Annotated in this window: 15 protein-coding genes; 1 reads left to right on the forward strand and 14 read right to left on the reverse strand. The window is 28.9% G+C overall.

Going from position 1 to position 17,767, the window contains the following annotated elements; genetic code table 11:
• Positions 1 to 49: 49 nt before the first annotated feature.
• The 3 genes from FVE73_RS06085 to FVE73_RS06095 all read right to left on the reverse strand — a co-directional run bounded on the left by FVE73_RS06085 (position 50) and on the right by FVE73_RS06095 (position 4,204).
• Entirely contained in the window at positions 50 to 775 is a 726-nt protein-coding gene (locus FVE73_RS06085) for a phosphatase PAP2 family protein (RefSeq protein WP_018497862.1), read from the reverse strand.
• A gap of 754 nt (positions 776 to 1,529) precedes the next feature.
• Positions 1,530 to 3,119: an alpha-glucoside-specific PTS transporter subunit IIBC gene (locus tag FVE73_RS06090; RefSeq protein ID WP_018497861.1), complete on the reverse strand. Its 1,590-nt coding sequence runs from the start codon at positions 3,117 to 3,119 to the stop codon at positions 1,530 to 1,532.
• 293 nt (positions 3,120 to 3,412) lie between these two features.
• On the reverse strand, positions 3,413 to 4,204 hold the full coding sequence (locus FVE73_RS06095) for an endonuclease/exonuclease/phosphatase family protein (protein WP_018497860.1): 792 nt from the start codon (positions 4,202 to 4,204) through the stop codon (positions 3,413 to 3,415).
• A gap of 263 nt (positions 4,205 to 4,467) precedes the next feature.
• Here FVE73_RS06095 and malQ point away from each other — a divergent pair, with 263 nt between their 5' ends.
• A complete protein-coding gene (gene malQ / locus FVE73_RS06100; RefSeq protein WP_269208510.1) occupies positions 4,468 to 5,976 on the forward strand; it encodes a 4-alpha-glucanotransferase in 1,509 nt (502 codons plus the stop codon).
• Positions 5,977 to 6,234: 258 nt separating this feature from the next.
• On the opposite strand, the gene FVE73_RS06105 is transcribed toward malQ, so the two are convergent.
• The 11 genes from FVE73_RS06105 to FVE73_RS06150 all read right to left on the reverse strand — a co-directional run bounded on the left by FVE73_RS06105 (position 6,235) and on the right by FVE73_RS06150 (position 17,723).
• Positions 6,235 to 6,633, reverse strand: a complete 399-nt coding sequence (locus tag FVE73_RS06105; RefSeq protein WP_018497858.1) for a hypothetical protein — start codon at positions 6,631 to 6,633, stop codon at positions 6,235 to 6,237.
• 24 nt (positions 6,634 to 6,657) lie between these two features.
• Entirely contained in the window at positions 6,658 to 7,251 is a 594-nt protein-coding gene (gene purN, locus FVE73_RS06110) for a phosphoribosylglycinamide formyltransferase (protein ID WP_018497857.1), read from the reverse strand.
• Between the two features lie 173 nt (positions 7,252 to 7,424).
• The gene (gene purM / locus FVE73_RS06115; RefSeq protein ID WP_018497856.1) at positions 7,425 to 8,423 is read right to left on the reverse strand and encodes a phosphoribosylformylglycinamidine cyclo-ligase; all 999 of its coding nucleotides are present in this window, start codon (positions 8,421 to 8,423) and stop codon (positions 7,425 to 7,427) included.
• Positions 8,424 to 8,456: 33 nt separating this feature from the next.
• Positions 8,457 to 8,744, reverse strand: coding sequence for a YciI family protein (locus FVE73_RS06120; protein WP_018497855.1), 288 nt, complete (start codon positions 8,742 to 8,744; stop codon positions 8,457 to 8,459).
• Between the two features lie 24 nt (positions 8,745 to 8,768).
• Positions 8,769 to 10,220, reverse strand: coding sequence for an amidophosphoribosyltransferase (gene purF, locus FVE73_RS06125; protein WP_018497854.1), 1,452 nt, complete (start codon positions 10,218 to 10,220; stop codon positions 8,769 to 8,771).
• Positions 10,221 to 10,397: 177 nt separating this feature from the next.
• Positions 10,398 to 11,117, reverse strand: a complete 720-nt coding sequence (gene purC / locus FVE73_RS06130) for a phosphoribosylaminoimidazolesuccinocarboxamide synthase (protein WP_018497853.1) — start codon at positions 11,115 to 11,117, stop codon at positions 10,398 to 10,400.
• A 172-nt stretch (positions 11,118 to 11,289) separates the two neighbouring features.
• Positions 11,290 to 11,769 carry a 5-(carboxyamino)imidazole ribonucleotide mutase gene (gene purE / locus FVE73_RS06135; protein ID WP_018497852.1) on the reverse strand — a complete coding sequence of 160 codons (480 nt, stop codon included), beginning with the start codon at positions 11,767 to 11,769 and terminating at the stop codon, positions 11,290 to 11,292.
• A gap of 40 nt (positions 11,770 to 11,809) precedes the next feature.
• A complete protein-coding gene (locus FVE73_RS10910; RefSeq protein ID WP_232058495.1) occupies positions 11,810 to 12,073 on the reverse strand; it encodes a hypothetical protein in 264 nt (87 codons plus the stop codon).
• Between the two features lie 55 nt (positions 12,074 to 12,128).
• Complete coding sequence (locus tag FVE73_RS10915) at positions 12,129 to 12,314, reverse strand: hypothetical protein (RefSeq protein WP_232058496.1); 186 nt, start codon at positions 12,312 to 12,314, stop codon at positions 12,129 to 12,131.
• Between the two features lie 292 nt (positions 12,315 to 12,606).
• Positions 12,607 to 13,722 (reverse strand): DUF3829 domain-containing protein, encoded by a 1,116-nt coding sequence (locus FVE73_RS06145; RefSeq protein ID WP_018497849.1) that lies wholly within the window; start codon positions 13,720 to 13,722, stop codon positions 12,607 to 12,609.
• A gap of 194 nt (positions 13,723 to 13,916) precedes the next feature.
• Complete coding sequence (locus tag FVE73_RS06150; protein WP_018497848.1) at positions 13,917 to 17,723, reverse strand: phosphoribosylformylglycinamidine synthase; 3,807 nt, start codon at positions 17,721 to 17,723, stop codon at positions 13,917 to 13,919.
• Between the last annotated feature and the right edge of the window lie 44 nt (positions 17,724 to 17,767).

Consider the following 17,767-nt stretch of genomic DNA (forward strand, 5'->3'; position numbering starts at 1 on the left):
AACTCAAAATACAATATACGGTACAGGATGGTTTTTTATCATCCTGTTTTTAAATTTCTATTTTTTTATTTTTATAATTTAAAGTATTTGCCATTATATCTTTTTTTAAGATTCCAATATTTGTTTTTCTGCCATAAGAAAATGATCTTGTTTTTCTAATTCTTTCTTTATTTTCAAACATCTTTTTATGCACAAATTTTGCGATAAAGTATGAGAGAATAACACTTGCAACAACATCAGTAGTCCAATGTCGCACTAAATAAATACGGCTCATTCCTACTAAAATTCCTAAGATGAATAACGGTATTTTTATTGCTTTACTTTTTATGATAAAAGATAAAATCCAAATTGTTCCCCAAATAGTAATTGTATGTCCTGATGGAAAAGATACATAGTTTCCTTTCCAAAATGAACTATTTTTAATTAAAGTCATGATTCCATAAAATTTATCAGGATTTATAGTTATCGATGGTCTTGCTCTTGCGAATAACACTTTCATTATATTCAATATAATTTGAGTAGAAAGCAAAGTAAAAATTACTGCTAAAATATATTTTTTTAAAAAATTATATTTCTGTTTATTGATTAAAAAGAATGATAGCAATACAACTGTAAGCATTAATTCCAAATATCCTTCTCCAAGTTTAGTAATTAAACGAAAAAATTTTTCAATACTTTCTGAATGTTTAAAAATGCTGAAATTTGAATTATAAGATAAATGTTTAAAAAAGAATTTATCTACAGAAAAAATATAATTTGCTAGTTTCAATTGCATCACATCTCCTTCTTTATTTTTATTTTAGATAATTAGTAATTTCTAAATTTATATATTCTTATTTTTATAAAATCAAGATATAATATTTTCGATAAGTAATGGTATCATAAAAAACAAATTTTAAACTGAATTTAAACTGAATAAATTCTTTATTAAATAAAATAAAAAAGGAACTTACAAAAGCTCCTGTTTTATTATTAAAATTACTTTATTAATGAAAAAATTATTAGTTTATTTAATTTAATACCTTTTTATTTTTTTTAAATTAAGATATAATATTTTCAATAAGTAATGGTATCATAAAAAACAAATTTTAAACTGAATTTAAACTGAATAGAAAATAAAAGTTAGAATAGTTATATATAAATTTTACCATTACAGGTATCCACTTCATAGGAAGTATTATCAATATTTTTTTAATCTAACTAAATTGGATATTTTATCGTGTATACTCTTTTAAACAATAAAAAAAGATTGCATAATTTTTGATACAATCTTTTTTACAATTTCTATTATCTTGAAAATCTTATACTAAACCCCATTTAAACAATAGATATATTATAAATCTTTTTATCTGATATTTATTTTCAAATAATCAAAATAAATTTTTGCTCTTTAAACCAGTGATAGCATTTTATAAAAAAAAGAACTTTCTCAAGTCCTGTATTTTAAAAATTTAAAATTTTTGACTTTTGAAAATTCTTTCTTAATTTTTTTATAAAATTTAAATTCAATTATTTATCAAATTTTATTTTTATCCTTTTTTCATCATGTCTTCAATTCTTTCTCTTACTTGAGGTACTGACAATCCGATGATTACTTGAATAGCTGTTCCTTTTCTAACTACACCATGAGCTCCTGCTGCTTTAAAGGCTGCATCTGGTAATAATTTATCTGCATCTTTTACACTTACTCTAAGTCTAGTTGCACAGTTATTAAGTTCTTCGATATTTTCTCTTCCACCTAATGCTTCAAGAATGATTGCACCTTTTCGAGCATATTCATCTTCTGCTGATGATGCACCACCTTTACCATCTCCTTCACCGTGTTTAGCTCTATAATCAGCTTTTGTGTAAAGTTTCATTTCTTCATCATCATCTTCTCTACCTGGAGTTTTTAAATCCATTTTTAAAATTAAGAATCTAAATACAAAGAAGTAAATTACAGTAAAGATTAATCCTATTACTATTTGAATAATTACTGTTCCAGAGTGATTTTTAAACATAGGTATCCAGTTTAAGAATAAGAAGTCTAATAATCCTCCACCCATATTTCCAACTACTCCGAAAGCATACATTGTTGCTGCCATTGTTGCTGCTAAACAAGCATGAACTGCAAATAATACTGGAGCTATAAATAAGAATGTAAATTCTAATGGTTCAGTTATACCTGAAATTACTGCTGTGAATATTATAGGTATTAATAATGCGGCTACAGCCTTTTTCTTATCAGATTTTGCGGTAGCGTACATAGCAAGTGCTATTCCAGGCGCTCCAAATATTTTTGAGTTTCCGTGTAATGCAAATCCACCTTGTGGGAATAAAGATTTTAGTGACTGTGTGCTTTGAGCAAATTCTTTTATATGTTGAACCCAGAAAACTTGAATTCCATCAGGTACTGCTGCTGGACCAAATACAAATGGTGTATAAACAAAATGGTGTAATCCAGTTGGAATTAATATTCTTTCTAAGAATGTATAAATCCATACTCCGAAGATTCCTGAAGCTTTCATAAATCCTTGCAATGCACTAATTCCCATTTGGAATTTAGGCCAAATTAATACGGTTAGGAATGCACAAGGAATCATAACTACAAACCCTATTATGTATACAAATACCGAACCTTGGAATACTCCCAAGAAATCAGGCAATTTTTTATCAAAATATTTGTTATGTAAATATACTACTAATGCCGCTATCAAGATACCACCAAATAAGTTTGTATCCAATGTTGGAACTCCACCTATTGCAGAATACCCTGTTACTTTATCTGCTACTTGCTTAGCAGCATCTATTCCATAAAAAACTTTTAATATTGCTGACACGAAATAATTAAATGTAGTGTATAATGCAAATGTTTCCATACATGCTCTTGCATTTGTTTTATTCGCAAGGCTAATTGGCAATCCTATTGCAAACAATATTGGCATTTGTCTAAATACTGTCCAACCACCTTCAGATATCACATACCAAAAATTGTACCATGCTGTTCCTTCTTTAGCAATGTTTCCCATAATTTCTGTATTAGTAAATACAGAAGATAATCCTACGACTATACCAGTGAACGCAAATAACAGAACTGGTGCCATCATCGCTCCACCAAATCGTTGAATTTTTTTCATCATAACTGAATACCTCCTAAAAATTTTTATATATTTGATTTATATTTTCCTTATTTTAAATATACCACACTTTTTTGATTTGTCAATACATTTACGTATATCTTTTTTCATTTTTTTTTCAAAAAAATAATCGCTACATAAAAAATAGCGATTATTACTGGCTTTTTATAAATTTTCATTTTATTGAATTTTTTTATATTTTTATCAAATTTATTATTATTTTGTTTTAAATTTTTATAATAATCTAAATTTTTTGTTTTATTAGATTTTGAATATGTATATTTTTTATAAATAAATTAAAGTTCTATTTCTACTTCTACTCCAAAATGATCTGAAACTATCCTTTTATTTTCATTATTAAATATAACTTTACTTTCTTTCACTTTTATTTCTTTATTGCTAAATATATAGTCAATTCTTTTTTGAGATTTATCATTAGTCCATCCATCAATACCTTTATCAACTGTTATTCCATTATCTTTTTTTTCAGCCAAAGTATATGTATCAAATAATCCTTGAGATACGATGTTTTTATAGTGTTCAGGATTTCCAATAGCATCTGTATTAAAATCTCCCATTAATATTTTCAAATTATCATTTTTAGTTCTTGTTAAGATATTTTGAATACTTTTTCCCATATCTTCAGTTTCACAGTTTGGAAGATTCATGTGGCAGCTGTAAAATTCAATTTCCTGTCCGTTATAGTCAATTGTTATACTTACAATTCTTCTTGAAGAAATTGTTCTTACCGATTGAGCAAAAGTGCAGTAAAACTCATCTTCTTCTTTTATTTTATGTCTTGTAATTATTGCAACTCCTTCATTGTATTTTCCATATCCAATATGTGAATTACTCCAATGATAATAATAATCTGTATCTGTGTATTCCTGCAATTTTTCCAGAAGTACCCATCCATAATTTTCCTGTCTTATATCATCAAAAATTACAGGATTATTCATAAGCTGATTCACTTCCTGCATTGCTATCACATCATACTGCTTTTCAGCAATAGCCTTTGCTAAAATGTCGATTTTTTCCATTTGGTTTTTTTCCAACCATGCATGTACATTTATTGTCAATATTTTCATAATTACAACCTTTCTTTACCATTTTATTTATTTAATTTATTTTTTTAAAACTACTCTACATTCGTATTATACCACATTCGTTCTTAAATTTCATTAATTTTTTATTTCACTTAAATATTTAAATGATTGAGAATCTTTTATTGTCAATATTTTTAACAATTTTAAAAAAATACATTTACGTATATGTTGACAATTCAAATAAAATATAGTATATTTAAAGTGAGAAATAAAAATTTAATTTTATTAATAATTTTAAGGAGGACATAAAAATGTTCGAAAGAAGTTCAGGTATTTTATTACATCCTACTTCACTTCCAGGAAAATATGGAATTGGAACTTTAGGAAAAGAAGCTTTTGCTTTTGTAGATTTTTTGAAAAAATCTAATCAAAAATTATGGCAAATATTCCCGTTAGGGCCGACAGGATATGGTGATTCTCCATATCAATCATTCTCTACTTTTGCTGGTAATCCATATCTTATTGATTTTGATTTGCTAGTTGAAGAAAATTTATTGTCACAATCTGACTTAGAAGGAATTTCATTTGGAGAAAATCCTGAAAATGTTGATTATGGTGCTATTTACAATCAAAAATATCCTTTATTGAGAAAGGTATATGAAAATTACAAAAATACTAAAGAAAATAAGGAAAGAGAAGAACTAAAACATTTATTTGAAGAATTTAAAGTTCATAATCAAAGCTGGTTAAATGATTTTGCAATGTATATTTCTTTAAAAAATCATTTTAATGGATTGCCTTGGAATGAATGGCCAGAAGATATTAAATCTAGACAGCCTGAAGCAATGGAAAAATATTACGAAATCATTAAAGAAGAAGTTGAATATCAAAAATTTATTCAATTTTTATTCTTTAAACAATGGAATGCTGTAAAAAAATATGCTAATGAAAATGGTGTAAAAATAATTGGAGACATCCCTATTTTCGTAGCTGCTGACAGCTCTGACGCATGGGCAAACCCAGAAATCTTCTTATTTGATGAAGAAAGAAAACCAGTTAAAGTTGCAGGTGTTCCGCCTGATTATTTCAGTGCTACTGGACAACTTTGGGGAAATCCATTATACAACTGGGATAAATTAAAAGAATTAAACTATAAATGGTGGATTGACAGAGTTAGAGCCAACCTTTCTACTTGTGACATCATAAGAATTGACCACTTCAGAGGATTCGATGAATATTGGGCTGTTCCTTATGGAGATAAAACAGCTGAAAATGGTACTTGGTGCCCAGGTCCTAGAATAGATTTATTTAATGCCATCAAAAATGAACTTGGAACTTTACCTATAATTGCTGAAGATTTGGGAACAATGACACAAGGTGTTATTGATTTGAGAGAAGCAACTGGATTCCCTGGAATGAAAATTTTAGGATTTGCATTTGATTCTAAAGAAGAAAACGACTACTTGCCTCATACTTACACAAAGAACTGCGTAGTTTATACAGGAACTCACGATAATGACACATTAATCGGATGGTTCACAAAAGCCAATGAAGACGATAAGCAATTTGCAAGAGACTATTTAAATTCAAGATCTGATGATGAAATCCATTGGGATGCAATAAGAGGTGCATGGAGTTCTGTTGCAAGTATGGCAATCGCCCCAATCCAAGATTTCTTAGGATTAGGAAGTGAAGCTAGAATCAATACTCCTGGACTTGCTAGCGGAAACTGGCAATGGAGATTAAAAGAAGGCGTATTAACTGATGAACTAGCAGAAAGAATTGCTAAGTTGACAAAAGTTTACTCAAGATAATTTGAAAAAAATTTTTGAAAATAAAAAATTATTATAAATAAAAATAGAGAGAAAAATGAAAATATTATTCAAAAAACTCTCTATTTTTTTAATCTATTGTATTCAATTTCTTTTAGAATAAAGTTTTCTTTTCTTGGTATCCATCTTTTTGAATTCTTTTCACTGAATTTATACTCCTAATTTATGGTAAAACTAATTTATAACTGAACTCAAAAGCTATGACTATTTTACTCAATTCCTAAGTTTATAATTAATAGTTTAATTTTGAACGGGTTCGAGTACACTGACAATTTCAAATTTTTCTATTTTTAGAAACATAATATAAATAAGAATTCCAATAACTGTACCTAACTGCTTAGCATCTATTTCATCTAAATTAAAAATTAAAATTATTATTACAAAAAGTACTGGAACTAAAAATATCATAGATAAAATGAAAAAATTATATTTAATTTCTACTACAACTTCTTCCTTATTTTCCAAATCTAATCCTAATTTTCTTTTTTTAGATTTTTTTTCTGAAAGTATCACATAATCTTCATTAGTTTCAAAAATTATTTCTGAATTTGGCTTTAATTTCTTCTTTTCATTGTCTATCCAAATAGTTTTGGGAAATAACCTAAACTTAAATTTATCATGTACGATTATTTTTGACATTTACTCTCCCTTTCTTTTTTAATCCTATTTTTCAAGCAATTTCTTAATCCCTTCAATCATTAAAACATGCTCCTTTTCAAGCACCCTCTTCTGCAAAACTTCAGGCGTGTCATCACTAAGTACAGGCACTTTTATCTGCAAAATAATTTCTCCTGTATCAACTCCTGTATCAACAAAATGAATTGTACATCCACTTTCAGTTTCCTTTGCTTCGATAACTGCTCTGTGAACATTCATTCCATACATTCCTTTTCCACCAAATTTTGGAAGTAATGACGGATGAATATTTATAATTTTTCTTGACCATTTTTTTATAAATTCTGGCGATAAAATCGACAAATATCCTGCTAATACGATATAATCTGTTTTTTTATCATCATTTTCAAGAACATTGCTAATTTTGTCAGACAATTTTTCTTTTAACACTTTTCTGTCAAGTAAAACATTTTTTATGCCATGTTTTGCTGCTCTTTCTAATCCATGACACTTTCTATCTGCAATTACATAAGAAATTTCACAATTTAAGTTTCCTTGCTCAATGTTGTCAATAATTGACTGTAAGTTCGACCCTCCGCCAGAAACTAAAACTGCTATTCTTTTTTTATTTTTATTAGACATTTTTTCACTCTCTTTAAATTTATTTTTATTATCTTTATTTTTCAGACAAATCACTAAATTTCAAAAATTATAGATTTTAAGTAAAATTTATAAAAATTTACTAGAATTAAAAGCAGGAACGGTAACTAAAATTAAGTCCCTGCCTATTCATCAATAATTTTTGTCAATATTTCTTAATACAAATTAATTTTTTCGTCACCTTTAACAATAGCTCCTAATTCATAGGCTTCTTCTCCATTTTCAGCCAAAATATCAATAACTGTTTTCACATCATTTTTATTTACGATAACAACAAATCCAACTCCCATATTAAATGTTCCCCACATTTCTTCTTCTGGAACTCTTGAGAATGCTTCGTGTTTAAATAATGGATGAACTTTTACTTTTGCTTTTTCGATGTTTGCACAAAGTCCATCTGGTATAGTTCTTGGAACGTTTTCAATAAGTCCTCCACCAGTTATGTGAGCCATTCCGTTCACTTGTACTTTTTCCATAACTTTTTGAATTGGTTTTACATAAATTTTTGTTGGTGTCAATAAATGTTCTCCAATTGTTTTTCCGTTATATTCTTCACTAAAATCAGTAAATAATTTTCTTAACAATGAGAACCCGTTACTGTGAGCTCCACTTGAAGGAATTGCAACAATTACATCTCCTTCTTGAACTTTACTTCCATTAACCATTTTTTCTTCTTCAACTACACCAACTGCAAATCCTGCAATGTCATATTCTCCATCTGCATAAAACCCAGGCATTTCAGCAGTTTCTCCACCTACTAAAGCTGAATCTCCTTGAAGACAACCTTCTACAACACCTTTAATTATTTCAGAAGAAACATTTGAGTCCAATTTTCCACAAGCTAGGTAATCTAAGAAAAATAATGGTTGTGCTCCGTGACACAAAATATCATTTACACACATCGCAACACAGTCAATTCCAACTGTATCGTATTTATTTGTTTCAAATGCAACTTTTAACTTTGTCCCAACTCCGTCAGTTCCAGACACTAAAATTGGTTTTTTATATTCTCCTAATTTGTATAAAGCTCCAAAACTTCCCAATTCGTTCATAACATTTTTGTTGTAAGTTGCTTTTACTCTTTCTTTTATTTTTGCAACACTTCTGTATCCTTCTTCTTTATCTACTCCTGAATCTTTATAAGAAATTGACATTCTTTATCCTCCTGTTTTAAATTAAATCTCTATTTATTTTACAAAATTTGCAAAATCTTCTACATATTTTGTAGGGAAAAATTCTGTAATTTCATATTCCGCAATTCTATTTATATTAAACGGATCTTCTGAAATTATTTTCTTAACTTCTTCTAAATTTTCTGCATTTAGCAAAATTACACCGCCTGTTCTAGGATTTTTTCTTCCTGAACAAATAAACTTTCCCATTCCATAATATTTTTCTAAAAATTTTATATGTTCTTCTAAATATTTTTCAACTTCACCTACTGCTTTTACATAATTTAAACTCACTATATACATTTTTTCACCTTATTTTTCAATTCTTTATTTTTTCAATTCTTTCAAAGCCTCTTTTTGAATCGGTGTCAACAAAGCGTAAAATTCTTCCTCATAATCTCCTAATCCAGCTGGATAATCTCCATTAAAGCATTCCATGCAAAGTCCAGTATATGGCGCATCAAAATTAAGTCCTATCGAATCAATTAATCCATCAATACTCAAGAAAGCCAATGAATCTGCACCAATGTACTCTCTTACTTCTTCAACAGTTTTATTTGCTGAAATCAATTCTGATGAATTTGACACATCAATTCCATAAAAAATAGGAAACTTAAATTCTGGCGAGGCGATTCTTACATGAACTTCTTTTGCTCCAGCCTCCTTCAATAACTGAACAATACGACTTGAAGTTGTTCCACGAACTATTGAATCATCAATCATAACTACAACTTTATCTTTTACGACACCTTTTACAGCAGAAAGTTTCATTCTAACACCTTGTTCTCTAAGTTCCTGAGTTGGCTGAATAAATGTTCTTGCTACATATTGATTTTTGATTAATCCCATTTCATAAGGTTTCCCGCTTTCTTCTGCATAACCACTCGCTGCCGATAATGACGAATTTGGAACTCCAATTATAATATCTGCATTTTCAACAGGTGCTTCTTGTGCCAATCTTCTTCCGCATCTTTTACGAGCCGAATGTACATTTATTCCTGAAATATCCGAATCAGGTCTTGCAAAATACACATATTCCATCGCCGCAATCGCAGTTGAAGTATCGTCAGTATATTTTTCAATCCTGTATCCATCTTTATCAATGATTACAACTTCTCCAGATCTAATATTTCTAACAAATTCCGCTCCAACAATTTCCAACGCACAAGTTTCACTCGCCAAAATATACGCTCCATTTTTTGTTTTCCCCAAAATTAAAGGACGGAATTCAAAAGGGTCAACTGCACCGTACAATTCTGTCTGAGTTTGAACTAAGAAAGAAAATCCACCTTTTACTTGTCTTAACGCATCTTTCAATTGGCTCAAAAAATCTTTTTCTTTACTTCTTCTAATCAAATGAACCAACACTTCTGTATCTGATGTAGAATGAAAAATCGCACCATGCTCTTCCAATTCTCTTTTTAACGTTTTCGCATTAATCAAATTTCCATTGTGTGCCAAAGCGATGCTTCCATCAAAAAATTGAAATAGGAATGGCTGAATATTACGACCACTGCTGCTTCCAGAAGTCGCATATCTAACATGTCCAATAGCGCTGTTCCCTTCCAATCTATTAAATATCCTGTCATCATTAAACACTTCTGACACAAGTCCAGGCCCACGATGACCATTTACACGAACTCCATCACTTACCACAATTCCCGCCGCTTCCTGTCCTCTGTGCTGTAAACTGTGAAGTCCATAATAAGTAAGTCTTGCTGCATTAGGATGTCCAAAAACTCCAAATACTCCGCATTCCTCATTCAAACTCTTAATCATTTTGTTAGTTTCCTCCATTTTTTATCATAAACTATTCTAGCTTATAATTTTATCAATATTTTTACCATAAAAATTACTTTTTAATTTATTTTACGACAAGAAGTTAATACCCCTTGCCGATTTAAAACTTATAAAAAATTTTTATTTAGATATGAACCATAAATTGATTTTAAAAATTTACTCTGCCAATGCTTTTTCTAAACGTCTTAAAACTTCACGATATGCACCCATTACATCTCCCAAATCTTGTCTAAATCTATCTTTATCCAATTTTTTAAGTGTATCTTTATCCCAAAGTCTCATTGAATCTGGACTAATTTCATCTGCAAGTAAAATATTTCCATCTTTATCTCTTCCGAACTCAACTTTATAATCCACCAAAATCAAGTTCATTTTATCAAATAATTTAGACAATAAATCATTAATCAAAAAAGTTTGTTCTTTAATCTTAGCTAGTTCTTCTTCAGTAACCAATTCCAACGCCAAAGCATGATCATCATTTAGCAACGGATCTCCCAAATCATCATTTTTGTAAGATAATTCAAAAGTAGGTCTTTTAAAGATTTTTCCTTCTTCAGCCGCATATCTTTTTACAAAACTTCCAGTTGCTCTATTTCTAATAATTACTTCCAAAGGCACAATTTCAACTTTTTTACAAAGTTGTTCCCTTTCATTCAAAGTTTTAATCCAGTGAGTTTTTACACCGTGTTTAATCAAATATCCATAAAGTAATGTAGAAATTTTATTATTTAAAATCCCTTTATCTTCCAATTGATCTTTTTTTACTCCATTAAATGCAGTTGCATCATCTTTAAAATACATAATTATTTCATCCGCTTTGTCTGTTGCAAAAACTGATTTTGCTTTTCCTTCGTAAATTTTTTCTCTTTTTTCCATTTTTATTTCCTCCATTTTTTTATTTTTAAATCATATCAAATAAATATTATATTGTTCAATAACTTGAATTTTTTTTATTTCCATAAGGGGTCAATATCAATACCCCTTGCTTCAAAATATTTGTTTTATTAAATTATAAATACATATAATTTTTGAATAAGTCTATTACAAATTATAACTCAACTTTCTTCTCATTGTCAGCAATAAATTTAGCTTTCATCTCTTTTCTAAAATTAATCAATTTTTCTCTAATTTCAGGATATTTTACCGCAAGAATTTGCACAGCTAGCATTCCTGAATTGTATGAATTATTAATTCCAACAGTTGCTACTGGAATAGATTTTGGCATTTGAACAATCGAATAAAGTGCATCCAATCCTTCAAGTGCACCATTTAAAGGCACTCCAACTACAGGCAGTATTGTTTTTGAAGCAATAACTCCAGGTAAATGTGCCGCAAGTCCAGCACCAGCAATAATCACTTCTGCACCTCTTTTTTCAACATCAGCTAAAACTTCTTCCAATTTTTCAGGAACTCTGTGAGCCGACAATACATAAGCCTCAAACTCAATTCCAAATTCTCTCAAGCAATTTGCTGCACCTCTCATTTTGTCAGTATCTGACTGACTTCCAAAAAATATTGCTACTTTCATTTTATAAATCTCCTTTCATTTCTTCTTTATTTATTTTTACTTACTTTAATTCTCTATTTAAAATATCATAACCACATTTTTCATTAATTTTCAAATCTGATGTTTCCATAACAATATTTACAATATTTCTATCTGTGTTTTTAACGTATTTTCCATAAAATATAATTTTTTCTTTATTATTTCTAATATCGTTAAAATTTTTAGAAAAATAGCTATAAAAATTTTTATTGTCTGAATATTCAGCTTGTAAAACTAAATCAAATTCATTTTTAAATCCCAACACAGAAGTATTTTCAGATTTCAAGATTTTTATATTTTCAAATTTATCAAGTTTAAAAGATTGTATTTGAAAATAGAAATTAAAATTTTAAATTATTTATAACTTTGTCATTTTCAGCATTATAAAACTTTCTGTTTTTATATAAGATTGGTATTTCTTTAATTTTATTTTCTATTTCTTCAGTATAGTTTCCGTTCCAATTTCCATTTTCCTTTTTTAAAAATAAAATTTTATTGTTTTCTTTACCATCTCTTTTATCTTTCATTGTCAATTCATACTTTGTATTACAAAATTCATCTAATGTTTTTTTTGAATAACTATTTATAATGCCATTTTTTTAAATCTTTGCCTCCTTTTCCAAATCTCTAGGTTTTTCTAATTTCCAGTCTACAAAAAGAAACATTATTGGACAAGATGCAAGTATTGATATTACTATAGTTATGAACATTATTTTTCTCATATTCTATCCTTTAATAAAAAATCTAATCTCCTGCACCATTTTTTATGTAAATTTTTACTTATCTATATAAAAATCAGCTTTCTTTTTATTTGAATCACTATCTGCTTCTTGCAAGTTGTTTTCTTATAACTTGTTCTATTTCGTTATTTCTTTTCATAAGAAGTATTCCAATTGCATTTATATCTGTATATGTCTTATTTTCCATATCAGACATTATTTGATTAATTAATTCTAAATTTGCTTTATTTTCTTTTTTAGCCAAAAGATATATTTCTTTGTTTATTATTGTTTTGGAGTTTATAAATTCATACTCCTTATTTTCCATCGTATCTGATAATTTTTTTATTTCTGATTGAATTTTTTTCAAATCTTGTAAATATTTTTCGCTGTCTTTTTCTTCAACTGGAACTTCAAATGTCTCTTCTGCATTATAAATTTCATTCCAATCATACAATTTATAACAAAATATATCAATCAATAAACTTTCTTTAAACAAATCACTTATTGGTGTATTATTTCCATATTGCTGATCTGCATAAAAAACAGCCGTTTTTTTTAGTAAATATTTTAATTTAAAAATAAATATTTTGTTTAATTCCTTATATTTTTCCTTACGTTGTTTAATACTTTCTAAATATTCAGAATTTAAAGTTTTTCCCTTTGAAAAATTGTCCTTTTTATAATCTCCTGATTGATAATAATTTTTCAAGTTATCTGCTTTTAACTTCCAAATTTTTAATGATTCAATCCAATTTCCTGTTAATTTACTAAACAGCTTATCTTTTTTATTTTCTTTTTCCATTGCCTGAATTATACTGTCAAAATCTGAAAAATTTTTTTCTGATGCCATTTTCAAAAAGTCATTTATTTGCTTTTCATCAGGTTTTACAAAATTATTATTATCATCTAAAAATATCTTTTTGTAATCATAAAAAAAATCTTTTTCATAAAAATACATGCTTATTTTAACAACATTGTTACCATAACGAGGCATATTTTCAGCAATTTCTCTGAATTCTTCCTTCCAATTCTTAGGTATATGTTCAAAATCCAGCATTTCATCAAGTGAGATTTCACGTAAAACATCCTGATTACTCACATTTTCAACCTTTTTATTTTGAGCATTCTCCGACTTTTCTTCTTTCCTTTGGCAATTTGACAAAACTAACGACAGCAAAATGGCTAAAAACAGAAATTTATTTATTTTTTTCACACCAAACTTCCTTTACAAAAAACTAAAATTATTTAAGTTATACTCGAACCCATTTAAAATTAAACTATTAAAAATTAGACATTAGGGTTTGAATAAATAGTCATAGCCTTTGAGTTCTGTTTTAAAACAGTTTTACTATGCAAAGATAGAATCAATATTAATCCAAGATTCTATCTTCATAACATATTTTTTTTCTATTTAAAAAATTTTATTCCATTTCTAAAAATATTCTGCTCTTTATTTCCATAAATATTTTTGTAAACATTCTTTCCTTTTCTTTCAGAATGTCCCATTTTACCAAAGATTCTACCATTATAAGCTAACATTCCTTCAATTGCGTAATAAGAACCATTCGGATTAAATTGCGAATCCATTGTCGAATTTCCATCCAAATCAACATATTTAGTTGCAATTTGATTATTTTTAAATAATTTTTTGTATTCTTCTTCTGTAATAACAATTCTTCCTTCTCCGTGAGAAATCGCTATCGAGTGAATATCTCCTTCTTTCATATCAGCTAACCAAGGTGAATTATTTGTAATAATTTTTGTTTGCACAATTTTCGACATATGTTTATCAATTGTATTAAATGTCAATGTTGGCGAAGTTTCGTTTAATTCACGAATTTCTCCATAAGGCAACAATCCTGATTTTATCAACGCTTGGAATCCATTACAAATTCCTAAAATTAATCCGTCTCTCTTTAACAGATTTTCTACAGCTTCTTTAACTTTTTTGTTTTTCAATACAGCTACCATAAATTTAGCCGATCCATCCGGTTCATCTCCCGCACTAAATCCGCCAGGCAACATTAATATTTGTGAATTATTAATTTCTTTAACAAAATTATCAATTGAACTTAAAATATTGCTATGCGACAAATTATTAAACACACCAATTTTTGCAAGTCCGCCTTCTCTGTTAAATGCTTTTTCCAAGTCATATTCTGAGTTCGTTCCAGGGAATACTGGAATAAATACTCTTGGTTTTGCATAAGTATTTGAAATATTGCTAATTACATTCTGAGTTTCTATTTTTTCAAGTTTTTCATATTTTACACCTTTGCAATGTGCAATTTTATGTTCTTCTTCAACCTCTTTTTTAGTTGGGAATATTCTTTCAAGTTTGATTTCCCAAGCTCCAATTAATTCATCCAAGTCAAAAGTTATATTATTTATAGTAATTTTCGCATTATCTGTAACTTTTCCAAGTAAAACAGCATTTTTATTTTCAATATTTCCAGCAGTTTCTACAACAAATGATCCATAATTTACTTTAAACCATTCATTTTCAGGAAGATCTGCTGTAATATCTACACCAAGTTTATTCCCAAATGCCATTTTTGCAATGCTTTCAGCAATTCCGCCATTTTTAACAGCCATAGCAGAAACAATCTTTTTATTTCTAATATTTTCAGTCACAAAGTCAAAGTTTATCTTCAATTCATCAAGTTTTGGCAAATCATTTTCATCATTTGGAGTTGTAATTAAGTAAACGTTGTTTCCAGATTTTTTAAATTCACTAGAAATTACATTTTCCGCATCTGTAACACTTACTGCAAACGATACCAATGTTGGCGGTACAGAAATATCATTAAATGTTCCGCTCATCGAATCTTTTCCACCAATTGAAGGCAATCCAAAGGCTTTTTGTATATGCAATGCTCCTAATAATGCTGATAATGGTCTTCCCCATTTTTTAGAATCTTGTCCCAATCTTTCAAAATATTCTTGGAACGTAAATCTTATATTTTTGTAATTCCCTCCACCAGCGACAACTTTTGCCATTGATTCAATTACAGCGTAGGCACCACCGTGGAATGTACTTTGTTTTGCAACATAAGGATTATATCCATACCCAACCATTGAAGCAACGTCTGTTTCTGCATTAATTACCGAGACTTTCTGTACCGAAACTTCCGCAGGTGTCAACTGATATTTCCCACCAAATGGCATTAATACCGTCGTTGCTCCAATTGTTGAATCAAAAGTTTCAACTAATCCCCTTTGCGAAGCTACATTCAAGTCTTTTAAGTTATTTATAAATTTACTTCTAAAGTCATTTCCTTCAATTTCTCTGTTCAAATTCAATTTTGGTGTATTTTCAATTGTAATATTGATGTTTGAAGCAGCTCCGTTTGTATTTAGGAAATCTCTTGAAATATCAACAATCGCTTTTCCGTTGTATTTCATAACAAGTCTATTTGAATCGTTAATTTCAGCTACTTGATACGCTTCTAGATTTTCCTCGTTTGCAAATTCTATAAATTTATCTAAATTTTGTTTTTCAATAACAACTGCCATTCTTTCCTGTGACTCTGAAATAGCCAGTTCCGTTCCATTTAACCCAATATATTTCACTCTTACCTTATTCAAGTCAATTTCAAGACCATCAGCCAGTTCTCCAATTGCGACCGAAACTCCTCCAGCTCCAAAGTCATTACATTTCTTAATTAATTTGGTAACATTTCTATTTCTGAAAAGTCTTTGAATTTTTCTTTCAACAATCGCATTTCCTTTTTGCACTTCAGCGCTTGATTTTTCTGAAGATTCTGTTGTATGCTCCTTAGACGATCCAGTCGCTCCTCCAATTCCGTCCCTTCCAGTTCTTCCACCAAGTAAAATTATAATATCTCCATTTTTAGGCTTTTCTCGAATAATATTTTCAGCAGGTGCCGCTCCTACGACAAGACCCAGTTCCATTCTTTTAGCCTTGTAACCTTCATCATAAATTTCATTTACGTGAGTTGTTGCAAGTCCAATTTGGTTTCCATAAGAAGAAAATCCGTGTGCAGCCACTTGTGTAATAACCTTTTGCGGTAATTTTCCAGCCATTGTATCTGCAATTTTTTCAGTTGGATCAGCAGAACCGCTAATTCTTACAGCCTGATAAACATAAGTTCTTCCAGATAACGGATCACGAATTGCTCCACCAATACAAGTAGAAGCCCCTCCAAATGGTTCAATTTCTGTCGGATGATTATGAGTTTCATTTTTAAACTGTAAAATCCATTTTTCTGTAGTTGTGCTCTTTTCTCCATCTTCATCAATTCTTTCAATTGGCACATCAATATAAATCGAGCAGGCATTTATTTCATCTGAAACTTCCAAATCTGGTAAATTCCCATTTTTCCTTTGTTCTTTTCCAAAAATCGTAGCAAGATCCATAAGAGTCATCGGCTTTTTAGAAATTCTGTCAGCATGAACATATTCCCTGCTTTCAAAGTACTCATTAATAGCCTTTTCGATAATATTTTTGTAAGTTTCATTTTCAATTTTAATATCATCAATGATTGTTTCAAAAGTTGTATGTCGGCAGTGGTCACTCCAGTAAGTATCAAGAACACGAATTTCAGTTTCTGTTGGATTTCTTTTTTCCTCGTTTTTGAAATATTCCTGAATAAATAACAAGTCATTTACTGTCATTGCCAGTTCTAATTTATCTTTTAAACTTGCAATTTCTTCTTTTGCTTTTTCAGTAAATCCATCGTAAACAATAACATCATCTTTATTTTCAGTTTCAACATTTTCACTTAAAACATTTAAATCCTTTTCTCTTGCTTCAACTTCATTTATATAGTATTTTTTTATTTTGGCAAGTTCTTCAGGAGAAATTTTTCCGTATAAAATTATCAATTTTCCACTCTTTACGTTAATATTATTGTCTTTATCAATTAATAAATTTACACATTGAATTGCAGAATCTGCTCTTTGGTCATATTGCCCTGGCAAAAATTCTACTGAAAAATATACATTTTCTGAATTTTTTTCTTCAAATACTTCATCCAACGATCTAAAAACATTGTCAGCATTTATTTCTGAAAATACCGTTCTTTCCAATTTTTCCAAATCATTTTCACCCAAGTTAAACACATCATAAATATTCAGAACTCTCACATCGCTAAGTCCACTTATTCCAACATTTTCCTTCAAGTCACTGAACAAGTTCTGTGCTTCCACTCTAAAATCTTTCTTTTTTTCCACAAAGATTCTATAATTCATCTTTATCTCTCCTTCTTTAATTTTATTTTATAAAAAATAAAAAT

It is taken from the genome of Leptotrichia wadei (assembly GCF_007990545.2).
Lineage (GTDB): Bacteria > Fusobacteriota > Fusobacteriia > Fusobacteriales > Leptotrichiaceae > Leptotrichia > Leptotrichia wadei.